Origin of the sequence: Rhizobium sp. RU35A, from assembly GCF_900156005.1 — a bacterium.
Lineage (GTDB): Bacteria > Pseudomonadota > Alphaproteobacteria > Rhizobiales > Rhizobiaceae > Neorhizobium > Neorhizobium straminoryzae.
Window position 1 is genome coordinate 1 of sequence record NZ_FTMR01000013.1, and the last position, 12,631, is coordinate 12,631.

General features: G+C 62.9%; 10 protein-coding genes. All 10 read left to right on the forward strand.

Going from position 1 to position 12,631, the window contains the following annotated elements; all coding sequences use genetic code 11:
* A partial coding sequence (locus F3H95_RS22775; RefSeq protein ID WP_149747673.1) for a phage tail length tape measure family protein occupies positions 1-3,819 on the forward strand: 3,819 nt, incomplete at its 5' end.
* The gene (locus F3H95_RS22780; RefSeq protein WP_149747674.1) at positions 3,816-4,238 is read left to right on the forward strand and encodes a hypothetical protein; all 423 of its coding nucleotides are present in this window, start codon (positions 3,816-3,818) and stop codon (positions 4,236-4,238) included. The genes F3H95_RS22775 and F3H95_RS22780, both read left to right, overlap by 4 nt.
* A complete protein-coding gene (locus F3H95_RS22785) occupies positions 4,235-4,759 on the forward strand; it encodes a hypothetical protein (RefSeq protein ID WP_149747675.1) in 525 nt (174 codons plus the stop codon). Before F3H95_RS22780 ends, F3H95_RS22785 begins: the two co-directional genes overlap by 4 nt.
* Complete coding sequence (locus tag F3H95_RS22790) at positions 4,756-5,175, forward strand: NlpC/P60 family protein (RefSeq protein WP_149747676.1); 420 nt, start codon at positions 4,756-4,758, stop codon at positions 5,173-5,175. The genes F3H95_RS22785 and F3H95_RS22790 overlap by 4 nt, the downstream gene beginning before the upstream one ends.
* Positions 5,172-8,510: a phage tail protein gene (locus F3H95_RS22795; protein ID WP_210248582.1), complete on the forward strand. Its 3,339-nt coding sequence runs from the start codon at positions 5,172-5,174 to the stop codon at positions 8,508-8,510. Before F3H95_RS22790 ends, F3H95_RS22795 begins: the two co-directional genes overlap by 4 nt.
* A 9-nt stretch (positions 8,511-8,519) precedes the next feature.
* A complete protein-coding gene (locus F3H95_RS22800; protein WP_149747677.1) occupies positions 8,520-10,733 on the forward strand; it encodes a carbohydrate-binding protein in 2,214 nt (737 codons plus the stop codon).
* 23 nt (positions 10,734-10,756) lie between these two features.
* Complete coding sequence (locus F3H95_RS27265; protein ID WP_188134459.1) at positions 10,757-10,912, forward strand: hypothetical protein; 156 nt, start codon at positions 10,757-10,759, stop codon at positions 10,910-10,912.
* Positions 10,913-10,933: 21 nt separating this feature from the next.
* Complete coding sequence (locus F3H95_RS22805) at positions 10,934-11,212, forward strand: hypothetical protein (RefSeq protein ID WP_149747678.1); 279 nt, start codon at positions 10,934-10,936, stop codon at positions 11,210-11,212.
* A gap of 173 nt (positions 11,213-11,385) precedes the next feature.
* The gene (locus F3H95_RS22810; RefSeq protein WP_149747679.1) at positions 11,386-12,213 is read left to right on the forward strand and encodes a hypothetical protein; all 828 of its coding nucleotides are present in this window, start codon (positions 11,386-11,388) and stop codon (positions 12,211-12,213) included.
* Positions 12,213-12,572: a hypothetical protein gene (locus F3H95_RS22815; protein ID WP_149747680.1), complete on the forward strand. Its 360-nt coding sequence runs from the start codon at positions 12,213-12,215 to the stop codon at positions 12,570-12,572. Before F3H95_RS22810 ends, F3H95_RS22815 begins: the two co-directional genes overlap by 1 nt.
* Positions 12,573-12,631 lie beyond the last annotated feature (59 nt).

Here is a 12,631-nt window from a genome sequence, read left to right on the forward strand (position 1 = left end):
ATGACCACCCCGCTGAAACTCCAGGCCGTCGTGACGCTCGACGCCAGCCAGGTTCCGGCTGGTGCGCGCGCCACCAAGGCCGAGATCGCGGGGATCGGAACCGAAGCGCAGACCACGACGTCGAGACTGCAGGCGCTGATCAACGCGCAGATGGGTCTCGGCGCGCCGGCGGCGAACCAGAATGTCCGGGAATGGACCGGGGCGCTTGTCATGCAGGGCCGCTCGCTCGACGAGTTGCGCGCGAAACACAATCCGCTGTTTGCCGTCATCAACCAGTACAAGACGCAGCTGACCGAGATCCGGACGCTGCACGCGCAGGGCGTCCTCTCTACCGACGAGATGACGGCGGCGATCTCGCGCCAGCGTCAGGCAACGCTGGCCTCGATCGACGTGATCAAGGGCCGCAACAGGGCGCTCGGAGACAGCGACGGGACTGCCCAGTTTCGACGCCAGAACCTCACCTATCAGGCCTTCGACGTTGGTCAGTCGCTGGCCGGCGGCATGCCGATCGGCATGGTGCTTGCCCAGCAGGGACCGCAGATCGTGCAGATCTATGCCGGCCAGGGTGGCGTGAATGCAGCCCTAAAGGATCTGGGCAGTATCGCATCCGGCGCTGCCCGGCTGATCACCCCACTGACGGTCAGCATTGCCGGGCTCGCCGCTGTTGCCGTGACAGGCGCGGCTGCCTGGTCGAGCTATCTGCAGTCGACGAAGGAAGTCGAGACAGCGGCCAAGGGCCTTGGCCTGGCGGTCGCGGGCACCTCGGCCGAGATGGAAGCCTCGGCCCGCGCCGGCGCATCCGCCGCCGGGATTTCGGTGTCGGCCGCGCGCTCGATGGAAGCGGGCTTTCTGCGCACCGGCCGCATCGGCTCGGAAAACTTCGAGAAGCTGATCGCCATCAGCAAGGACTTTGGCGCCACGATCGGTCTCGATGCCGCCTCGGCCGGCGATGCGCTGGCAGAGATGTTTGCCGACCCGGCCAAGGCCGCCCAGACGCTCTACCAGCAATACGGCCTGATTACCGCTGCGACGGCGCGGCAGGCGACGAACCTTGCCCAGCAGAACCGGGCTTCGGAGGCGCAAGCGGTCCTGCTCGATGCATTGCCGAAGCGGCTCGTGAAAGCAACGGATGCGACGACGGCGCTGGGGCGGGCGTGGTCGTCGGTCGCCACATTTGCGAGCGATGCGTATGACAGCGTTGGCCAGATCATCAACAAGCTTGCCGAGGGGCCGACCCTTGAGGAGCAGATCGCCCGTGCGCAGGCCAGATTCGATGGCCTCTCCCAATCCTGGCGCTTCGATCCAGCGCGTCTCGCGCTGCCGGATGCAAAATCAGATCTAGACAGCCTGCTGGCGGAAAAGCAGCGGCGGGATGCCGAAGCCGCTCGCCAGAAGGAACAGGCGGAGCAAATAGCACGCAGCCGCGCGGTCACCAACCTGATCGACACATCCAGCGCCGGAGCGGATCGCCGGCGCATCCAAACGCTGCAGAACGAAATCGCCACGCTGAGGGACGGTGCAAAGCTCACCGGCATCAACGAGGACGAACGCACTTCGACGCTCGATGCCAAGCAGCGCGTGCTGGACAGCATCATCAATCGCCAGCAGCGCCTGACCGAACTGGATCGGCTTGATATCCAGATTCAGAGCGAGCGCAATCCGATGGTGCGTGCGGATCTTGAAGCGCGCCGCACACGGCTGCAAATGGCGGATCAAGAGGTTTCAACGACCTCGATCGAAATCGATGCCGGTCGTGCTCGCAACCGGGTGATCGCGGAGACGATTAGCACGGCACGCGCCCAGGCGCAGGACATGCAGGCTGAGCTGGAGGTGCGTACCCGGCTGAATGCCTTGGTAGCTGCTGGCACAATCACGTCGGCAGACGCCAACCGCATGCTCCAGGAAGAGCTTTATCTACGCCCGCTGATCGCAGCGGCCGCGACGGCGGAAGAAGGGGCCAAGCAAAATCTCAACCAACAGATCACCGACTTGCGCGCAGGTTATGCCGGTCTTGCCGAGCAGGAGAAGCTGGCCTCCGGACAGGACTATCTGCGCAGCCAGAACGAGCGCATGGAGCAGCTGCGCGTCGAACAGGCGTTGATCGGTGCCAACGCGACAGTGCGGGCGCGTTCGCTGGCGCTGCTGGAGGCAGAGCAGAAGATCCGTCAGATGGGTCTAGGCAGCGACAGCAATCAGGCACGCGACATTCGCGCTGCTGCGGATGCCATGGCGATTTTCAATCGGGAGATCGAAAAGCAGGCCGATGCCTGGGGCAAGGTACAGGGCAGCGCCGAAAACGCCATCGACGGGATCGTAGACGGGCTTTCGAGCGGTGACATCTCCGGCGCGCTGGAAGGCATCGCCAAGGACATCAAGAGCACATTCCTGGAAATCGGCGTTAAAAACCCGCTGAAGAACGCATTGCTCGGGACCGATTATGGCACGCTGTCTGACATTGGCGGCCTCAGCGGCATTGTCGGCCGGCTGTTCGGGCAAAAACAGTCCGATCCCAGCGCAATCGTCTCGAATGCGATGGGCCGCAGTGTCGGCTCCATGTCGGTGATGGCGGGGACTGTTGTCATCAATGGCGGCATCGGTTCTGGCGTCGGCGGATCGGGCGTGGGCAACCTCCTCGGCGGCGCAGCCAATAGCAACGTGCCTGGCGGCTATTCCGGCTTGGCCGGCAATGCCGTCGACAAGGCCATGGGCCTGATCGGCGCCAACGAACTCAGCCAGCGGACCGACATCAACGCCTTCCTGCGCGCAGGCGGCGTCGACATCGATGCCGCCACCACGGCCTGGTGCGCCGGCTTCGTGAACTCGGCCCTCAAACAGGTCGGCATCGACGGCACGGGATCACTGACCGCGAATGCCTTCCAGAACTGGGGCCGCGCGATCGATCCGTCCCAGCTGATGCGCGGTGACATCCTGCTGCAGACGCGCGGCCTCGGCGCTGGCAATACGGGCGGGCATGTCGGCTTTGCCACCGGTGCCAGTCGCTGGCTCGGTGGGCAGCAGCAGTTCCAGATGCTGTCGGGCAATCAGCAGGATTCGGTAACGACCAGCTGGATCAACGCCTCGGAACTGCAGATCCGCCGCGCAACCGAGGCCTCGGCGTCTCTTGCCTCGCTCGCCGGCACATCGGGCGCGGCGACACAAAACCTCGGTGTCTTCGGCAACGGGCTTGGGCAACTCGCAAACGGTCTTGGTCAGATCGGGAATATCGCTGCAACCGGTGGCGCATCGTCGGGCGGTTTTTTCTCCTCGCTCCTGGGCGGGATTGGCAAGCTGTTTGGCGGTGTGTCGCCGACCAGTTCGTTCTGGGCACCGAACACGACGTTTGGTTCTTTCCTGGTGCGTGGTTTTTCCAGCGGCGGCGCGACCGGCGGATCCGATCCCACACGGGTGGCAGGTCTTGTCCATGAAAAAGAGTATGTTTTCGACGAGATCTCGACGGCTGCGATCGGCGTGCAGAATTTGGACGCGCTACGCCGAATGGCACGCGGCGGCGGAAGGACCGGCTTTGCTTCCGGCGGCTATGTGGCCTCGATCGCCCCGGTTTATGCCAACGCCAACAGCAATATGCCGTCCGCCGCAAATGCTGGCGGTGCTTCGGGCACCGGCGGCTCGTCGATCGTCATCAACAATTATGGCCAAGAGCGGGTCCGCGCCGAGGAGCGCACCGACGAGCGCGGCCGCAAGCAAACCATCGTCCAGATCGGCGAGGCGACAGCCGCCGCGATTGCCCAGCCCGGCAATCCGACGCGCCGCACCCTGCAGACGGAATTTGGCCTGAAGCCGCGGAGGATCAATCGTTGACGATCGCGACGTGGCCTGAGGAGCTTCCGAAGCCGGAGCGCAGTACCTGGAGCGCACAGCCGCAGGAGGCGCGCCTGCGCCGTCAGTCGGACACGGGCACAGGCGGCAGCCGGCTGCGCTTTTCCAATGTGGCGATGGCGGTGACGCTGAGCGTTCTGCTCGATGCTGATCAGCGGTCGATGTTTGATGGTTTCTTCGAACACGACACCAAGAAAGGCACGCGGCCGTTTCGCATGCCGGACCCGACCACGGATGGTTGGGCGCTCCGGGCAAGCGATGGCTCGCTGCTGCTGACCAGTGACGGCCAGCCGATCCTGATGGCAGCGATGTGGCTGTGTACCTTCGGCGACCAGTTGCCCACGGAAACCATCGTCGGCCGCGAGTTTCGCAAAACGTTCCAAGTGCTGGTGATGCCATGAGACGTGTCTCCATGAACGCACGGCTGATGCAGGATGCCGAGGCGAGCGCCGACCTGTATGTGGCGCTGTTCGAGATCAACCATCCGTCGCTCGATGTTCCTATCCGTCTGTCTACCGACAATACGGAACGTCTGTCGGACGATCCGCTCTATTACGGCACCCGCTCGACCTGGCGCGGCGCCAATCCGGTAACGGAGCCCTTCCTGTGGGTGGTCGCTTCGACGCTTCTCCCCTCGGATGAGGAGGATACGCCCGCCGCCGCAACGATCGTGCTGGACAATCTGGACAAGGACATGGTCGCGATCGTGCGGTCCTTTACGGACATCGCGACGATCCACATGGCCGTTGTGCTGGCCTCGTCGCCGTCCTCGATCGAGGTCGAATACACGGATCTGGAAATCCTGTCGGCCGACATCGATGCCGGCGAGATCACGCTGTCGGTCAGCCGCGAGGAGATCGAAAACGAGTATTTTCCCGGCGGCCGCATGACCAAGAATGTTTTTCCGGGGCTGCATCTATGAGCTGGAGCAATCGTTTCGTCGGCACTCCGTTCCGGTCGCATGGCCGCAGCCTCGAAGGCGCCGATTGCTGGGGTCTGGCGTGCCTGGTCTATCGCGAGGAGTTGCGGATCAGCCTGCCGGACTATCTCGGCTACACGTCCGTCGATGAACATGCGGAAATCGCAGCCCTGGTGGATGGGGCCAAGCAACTGCCGATGTGGGTGCCGGTTCATGGCACGGCAGTGGCCTTTGATCTCGCCGTTTTCCGGCGCGGCCGAATGGACAGCCATATCGGCATTGTCGTCCAGCATGGCATCATGCTGCATGCGGCCGGCGAGGATTGCGCCAAGATCGAGAGCTACCAGGCCGGCGCGTGGCGGCATCGTTTAACGGGCGTTTACAGGCATGTCGAACTGGTTTCGAGGGCCACCAAATGACCCAGCAGACCGGCCTCATACCCGTTCTGGCCGCGCCGGCTCTTGATCCCGGCACCTGCCGCATCGAGCGCGACCTTCCGCCTGGATTGACCATCGCTGAAATCGTGGATCTCGTGATTCCGGATCGTGCCATCGGCCGGGAGTATATCCGCGTTGCGCTGGTCACCGATCGGGGCTCGCAGATCGTGCCTCCGGCCATTTGGCATTGCGCTCGCCCTCATCCAGGTGTTCGCGTCGTCATTCGCGTCATTCCCGGTAAGTCCGTTCTGCGATCCATCCTGCAGATCGTCGTCTCGATCGCCGCCATCGCGCTCGGTCAGTATTGGGCCGCAGCCTATTTTGGCGGCAGCGTGTTTGCCTCGGCCGCGATCGGCATCGGGATTTCCGTCCTCGGCAACCTCCTCATCAATGCGCTCATTCCGCCAGTCAAGCCGAAGAACCAGGACCGCGAAAACCGGTACTCAATCACCGGCTGGCGCAACCGGGCGGAGCCGGACGGCGCCATCCCTGTGCCACTGGGATCGATCCGCTACGCGCCCCCTTTCGCCGCACTCTCCTACAATGAGATCGTGGGCAACTGGCTCTATATCCGCAGCCTGTTCTGCTGCGGCTACGGCCGCCTGTCGATCGACGATATGCGCATCGGCGAAACCTCGCTGTCCGAATATGACGAGGTCGAGGTCGAGGTGCGCGACGGGGTGAGTACCGACACGCCGATCGGGCTGTTTCCGCGTCAGGTCGCAGAAGAGAATATCGGGACCGAGCTGACGCGGCCATATCCGCGTGACGACCTCGGCAACATCATTGGCGGCAGCACACCCCAGGAAACTCCGGTCACCCGCACGACCGGCGCGGATGCATCCGGTGCATCCGTCATCCTCGCATGGCCCTCCGGTCTCTATGCCACCAATGACAATGGTTCGGTGCGCGACACCAGCGTGTCGGTCAAGATCCAGCAACGGCTTGCCAGCGCCGACAGCTCGGCGGCCTGGACGGATGTCGTCACGCTGAACATCACGGCCCGCTCGCTGGAGGCATTTTATCGACAGCATACCTGGGACTTTCCGTCTCGCGGCCGCTGGCAGGTCCGGCTGGTGATGATGACCGGGGAATCGACCGATATCCGCGTCCAGCAGCGCACATCATGGGCGGCTTTGCAGACCATTCGTCCGGAGTATCCGCTGAACTTCGGACAGCCGCTTGCTCTTGTCGCGCTCCGGATCAAGGCAACGCACCAGCTCAACGGCCAGCTCGACAATTTTAACGCCAGGCTGACCCGCGTCTGTCTGGACTATGACCACACCACAGGCACCTGGATCGAACGGGCGACACGCAATCCGGCATCGCTGTTCCGCTATGTCCTGCAGTCGCCCGCCAATCCCAGACCGGTGAGCGATTCCGGCATCGATCTTGAGCAGCTGATCGACTGGCATAATTTCTGCCGGCTCAAGGATCTCAAATACGATCGCGTGCTCGATGATGGCCAGACCTCGCTGGGGGATGTTCTGGCCGAGGTTGCGGCCGCAGGTCGCGCCTCGCCGCGGCATGACGGCGTGCGCTGGGGCGTGGTGATCGACCGGCAGCAGACGCTCGTGATTGATCACATCAATCCTCGCAATGCCTACAGCATGAAGTGCACGCGCACCTATGTGCGCCCTCCGGACGGGTTTCGCGTCAAGTTCCTGGACGAGACGAATGATCACGCCTCGGCCGAGCGACTGGTGCCGTGGCCCGGTCACACTGGCGACATCACTTTGACCGAGGCGCTTGAACTTCCCGGAAAAACGGACCCTGTCGAGGTCTATCGTGAAGCCCGCCGGCGGATGTACGAGACGATCCATCGTCCGGACGTCTACCAGGCCTCCCAGGATGGGCCTGTGCGGGTCGCAACGCGAGGCGATCTGGTGATGCTGTCGATGGATACACTGGACCGTACCCAGTCCGCGCCGCGCGTTATCTCGGCCGAAGGACGCATGGTCGAACTTTCGGATCCCGTGACGATGGCTGCAGACGGTGTCTATGGCCTGCGCGTCCGGGTGTTTGCTGACGAGACGGACAGCATCGGAACCTCGGTCCTGAGGCGGGTTCGAACCGTTGCCGGCGAGACTCGGGTGCTAGCGCTGGTCGATGACGGAGTGCTGCCCGCAGCCGGAGACATCGTCCATTTTGGTTCGTTCAGCAGCGACAGCATTCCTGTCATCATCCAGGGCGGCAAGTCGGGCGAAGACTTCTCGATGCATTATCGGATGATCGATGCCGCGCCGATCATCGATCAGCTGGTGGATGCGGAAGTCATTCCGGCGTGGAACGGCCGCGTCGGCGCCGAAGTGGACGGGGCCGCGTTGCAGCCGCCGGCGCCGCGCTTCACGAGCATTTCGTCCGGTGTTTCGGAAACCGGTGCCGCAGGCCTTGTCAGCTATCTGATCGTGCCCGGCTCCGGCGCGATCCCATCCGCAACCTTTGTGGTTGAGCATCGGCTGTCTGGAGCGACGTCCTGGACACCGCTCACGATCCCGGCCGCCAATGGCGGTGGCCAGATCTCGGGTTATGCCAACGGCGATGTGGTGCAGATGCGGGCCTATGCCAGATCCGCCAGCAACGTTTCGGGTCCGGTAACGCCGATGGTGACATTCACTGTCGGTGCATTCGATGCGGCAATTCCGGTTGCTCTCAATGCCTCCATGATCACGTTCGGACCCTTGCTCGGCGGCGCGGTGGTGCAATGGTCGACGTCGGACGATACGGCAACCACCCAAGTTCAGATCTACCGCTCGACGTCCAGCACGCTGAACCGCTCTGCCGACAGCGCCGGCGCACCGGTCGCCGTTGTTCCGTCGCGGTCTTATTCGCAACCGATCGGCGATGCCACGCGTGAAAACCTGCTGACCAATGGAAACATGGAGAGCGCCGGAACATGGACGCTTGGGCCGGGCTGGACAATCGCCGGCGGCAAGGCAAGTCACACGCCCGGCACGGCCGACGCCATCAGTCAGCCCCTCGCGGCTGTCAGCGGCAAATATTACCGCATCTCCGGTCAGATCGCGGACGTCACTGCTGGAACGGTGACATCCAGGTTGACCGGTGGCTCAACGCGAACAGGTGTTGCCCAATCTACCAATGGAATTTTCACCGACCGCATCCAGGCGGTCACGGGCAACGACACGTTCTCGCTACTGGCTTCATCTGCGTTCGACGGATCGATCGACAATGTCGTCGCTTATCTCGAAACCGCAACCTGCCTGGCGCAGGGCACTCATTACATCTGGCTGGAACCGCAGAACGCGGACGGCCTGCCGGGACCGGTCAGCGGCCCCTTCACCGTTAACATTCGTTGAGGCGTACCCATGGCACTAGACGGCACCAGGACAACCAATATCAGCAACCGCGTCGCAGTCAGTGACGAGGTGATTGTCAATCGCAACAGCTCAACCGCGGTTCAGGCAATTCAGGATCTCGCCACGCAGCTGGCCGCCAGCGGCGCGCTGGGCGCCACGCTCGATGCGCTGGCCCTTCTGGTCTCCGCCGACTATGCGCGTGTTTCGAAAGCTTCTCTGGACGCAGTCTCCGGGGCCAGCGTCGGACAGACCGGCATCGCCCTCGTCGGCGCCGATCGCGGCATCTACGAGCGGCAGGCGGGGGGCTGGGTAAAGGTTGCCGGTCTGCCGACCGACACCGGACAGGCGGCGGCCGATGCGGCTGCGGCGGCAGCGGATGCCGATCGGATCTTGGCGCAGGCGGCCGCCTCCGAGGCGCTGGCGCATCGCACGGCTGTCGTGGCGACCGAGGATCGTATCGAGGCCTCGACAGCGATCATCACCAATCACCGTGGCAACTGGGCGACAGGCACCGCCTATGCGGTGCGCGATACCGTGATGCAGGGCGGCGTTCAGTATATCTGCACGGTGGCGCACACGGCAGGCACCTTTGCGACGGATCTCGCCGCGCCGCGCTGGCAGATCTACCAGGGCGCCACGGTGGCCGATCTCGCCAGCCAGTCCAGCACGGCGCTGGGCGCCGGCATGATCGGCTATGAGCGGCAACGCACCACGGTGGCATCACGACTGGAGGGCGTGTCGCTGCTGGAGGGCAAGCACAATCTGAGGGACTTCTACAAGGCTCTCTACGCCTACAACGCGGGAACAGCGGCATCCGCATCGCCATCAGGATTTGTCGGGATCGGTTATTACGGAGATAGCGTCTCGCCCCACGTCTGGTCGCCGTTCCTGCTCCAGATGTTCACCTCAATTCAGCAGGGCGCCGTTATCGGCGGCACGACGATCAATGTTGCCGGCCCCATTCAGACGCTGACGGGGACATATTTCAACTCCGGTCTCGGCAGCCTGCCGATCGACCAGAGCCGGCCGGACGGTGGTGGTGCGGGCTTTGTCGATTTCACGTATCTCCCGAATGGCGGCCATGTCGAGCTTTCAAGCGGCGCGACCGTGACGGTCGACATGGGGCAGCAAAACGGATTTGCCACCATGCGCATGTATTTTGCCAAGGGGCCGGGCATGGGCAGCGTGAGCGTGGAGCTGCGCAACCGTGATAATAACACACTCTATGATACGCAGACGCTTGACCTGTCTGATACGTCGCTCGGCGGAGCCAAGGTTCAGTTCACGGCCGATCCCACGATCAAATACAAGATGGTGGCGACCGCGACGGGGAAGGTCGTCGTGCTGTCGTCCTATTGCGGAGGTTTCCGCGCTTACGGCATCGTGCCGCTCGGTTTCGGCCGTGGCGGCAGCACTCTTGCCAACAACGGCTATTCGTCTGATGCCATTCTCAGCTACCTGATGACCGAGTTTAACTGCAAATTGATGATTGTGCAGGCGAAGGAGGAAAACGCCAGCGTCAACATTCCGGCGATGTTCACCCGTTTCGCGTCGCTGCCCGCCTGTTCCGTTCTCGTCATCGGATCGCTCCCCGACCAGACCAGCGAAGCCTCGCAATTGGCTATCCAGAAAATCTGGCGCGACAATGCCATGGCCAATTACGCGGCCTATTTCGACGGCTACAGGGCCTGCCGGAATTATACAGAACTTGTCCGCCTCGGCTGGATCACCGACGGCACGCATCCGCTCGATGCGGCGAACCGTTTTGTCTCGCAGCTGCTGCATGATGAGCTGGGCATCCTGACGACCTTCGGGACGCGTGTGCATCGCGATGTTGACTCAATTTTTGTGAAGGCGAACACGTTCTACCTCTCAGGACCAGGCTATCTGGGAGGCTCTGCGCCGACAATCAACTTCGCCAAGGCGTATGGAGGGGGCGACCCTACCAAGGCACGTTTGCAATTCATTCGAGATTTGTGGTTCGGCGATCCAACGGCTGCCAACGTCATGCAGCTTTCCCAGTATGGCACCGCCGGTCTGGACATCTCTGACAAGGACGGCAACGGGCTGGGGCTGCGGCTTGGATATATCATCGGGCTCCGCAATCAGGGTGTGACGACCACTGCTCCCAGTGCAGGTGCAGCTGGCGCAATGCCCTTAAATCCTACGGGATACATCCGACTAGATATCAACGGCTTCCAGCGCAGCATCCCCTATTTCTGATCGGTGTGGAGATCGCAGGCCAAATGAGCATGTGCACTAAGAACGGCGGCGCCGGAAAAATTCCTCCCACACCTATCGATGCAGGCGGTGCCGATGACGCTAGCGCCCCGCGGCCGAAGCCGGCCGGATACATGCTGGTGGCGATCTGCGGCCAGCAGCGGCGCATTCCCTACTACTGATCTTTTATCATCGGAGCCCACATGACCCTTCGCATCAACAGCATCGCCGAAAGTGACAACAGCGGCGCATCCTTCAGCCCCACGGATGATTTCACACTACAGGCCGAGTTCGGTGCAGGATCAAAGGCGGTCGTCGAAATCGAAGCGCGCGCCGATTCAAACGCGACTTGGCTGAAAGTCGGCGCCATCTCGTATTTGACGGAACCGCCGATCGCGACCTTCAGGAAGCTGCCGCTGGTGCGCATCACGATGCGCAACAACACGGCCGGGGCGACGGTCAAAGCCTGGACGGACGTATGAGCGGATTTGCAAGGCCATTCCAGGTCGCTCTTGCGCTCGGATCGTCGCTCTCTCCCACCGGAGATTTGAGCAGCAGCGCCTATACGCCCGTCATCTCCGTCCAATCGGGCAGCGGATACGCTGGCTCGGTCTACGCGGCATCCCTGGCCGGTGGACAATAGTATGCGGACGGCGTGGCGATTGACGGAGCAACGGGCCAGACCTGGACCATGCTGTCCCGATACGAGGGGCAGGCGATCGCCTACCGCAAGGGACGCAAGACGAGCGCGCCCATCGAGATGTGGGTGCCCACCGATGCCGGGCAAACGATTCCCATGTGGGTCGATTTTTCCCGATCCGATCTGGTAACCCTCAACGGTGCGGCCATCTCGGCGGTAGCCGGCGTCGGTGGACGAATGTCCTTTGCGCAGACCGTGGGTGCGCGCCAGCCGGCGCTTCTGGCGGGCGGCATCGGCGGGCTTGCATGCGCGATACCCGATGGCGTGGACGATGGCCTGATCGGCAATCTGGTCGCTGCAATCACACCACCGTTTTCGATCTGGACGACGCTGGACGCCTATGTGGGAGGCAGCGGCGACGCTGCCCTCTACCGGCGAGGTGATCTCGGTCCCGTGGGATATCGCGCTAGCGGGACCGCCAATTGGGCTATCTTTGGCGGCACGACCGGCTTTTCATCGACGAGCGCTTATACCGCCGGGCCGGCGGTGCGCATGGACTACTACAATGGCACTGGCTCCGCCATTGGCCGCGCCGGCATCGTCTATACGGGCGACGCCTCGGGCACGGGGATCGGCACCGGCAACAATTTCGGGCTCTTCTTCAACGGTGTCTCGTCAAAATATGCGGCTATGCGGTGCGGCGAGATGCTGGCGGTATCCGGTGCTCTCTCCACCACCACCCGCCAGCGTTTGGAGGGCTATCTGCACGCCAAATGGGGCATGGCCGCGCAACTGGCTGCGGATCATCCCTACCGGACAACCCAATCCATGAGGCTGCAATAATGCGGTATCTGCTTTTTCCCGATTTGGCGTCGGCGGCCGCAGCGGTCGCCTTGATCGATGATCGCGGACGCGACTGCTACGAGGAGGCAGGCTACACGATCCGGGCAGATGGTGCGGTCATTGGCAAGCGTGCGGGCCAGGACGATCCGGCCGGCGTGACGCTGACCTGGGATGTGCCACGCCAGATCCCCGACGGGCGGTGGATTATCTCGCATCTCGAAAACCACCCGATGGCAGAGCATGTTCTTGAGGACGGTCAACGTGTCATTGATGTGGTGATGGCCGGCATCACGGCTCCAGCGGTCGATGCCGACCCGGCCTGGCGGCCCGTGGATCAGACCATTCCGCTCGGCTCATAGCCGGGCGGCCGGTGCGCATCATGCGCACCGAACGACGGGGCTAAGTTTGGCGACCTGAC

Bases quoted from the DNA above. Each gene is read 5' to 3' on its own strand.
- F3H95_RS22785 (WP_149747675.1), top strand. From the start codon at position 4,235: ATGAGACGTGTCTCCATGAACGCACGGCTGATGCAGGATGCCGAGGCG.
- F3H95_RS22790 (WP_149747676.1), top strand. From the start codon at position 4,756: ATGAGCTGGAGCAATCGTTTCGTCGGCACTCCGTTCCGGTCGCATGGC.
- F3H95_RS22815 (WP_149747680.1), top strand. From the start codon at position 12,213: ATGCGGTATCTGCTTTTTCCCGATTTGGCGTCGGCGGCCGCAGCGGTC.
- F3H95_RS22800 (WP_149747677.1), top strand. From the start codon at position 8,520: ATGGCACTAGACGGCACCAGGACAACCAATATCAGCAACCGCGTCGCA.
- F3H95_RS22805 (WP_149747678.1), top strand. From the start codon at position 10,934: ATGACCCTTCGCATCAACAGCATCGCCGAAAGTGACAACAGCGGCGCA.
- F3H95_RS22795 (WP_210248582.1), top strand. From the start codon at position 5,172: ATGACCCAGCAGACCGGCCTCATACCCGTTCTGGCCGCGCCGGCTCTT.
- F3H95_RS27265 (WP_188134459.1), top strand. From the start codon at position 10,757: ATGAGCATGTGCACTAAGAACGGCGGCGCCGGAAAAATTCCTCCCACA.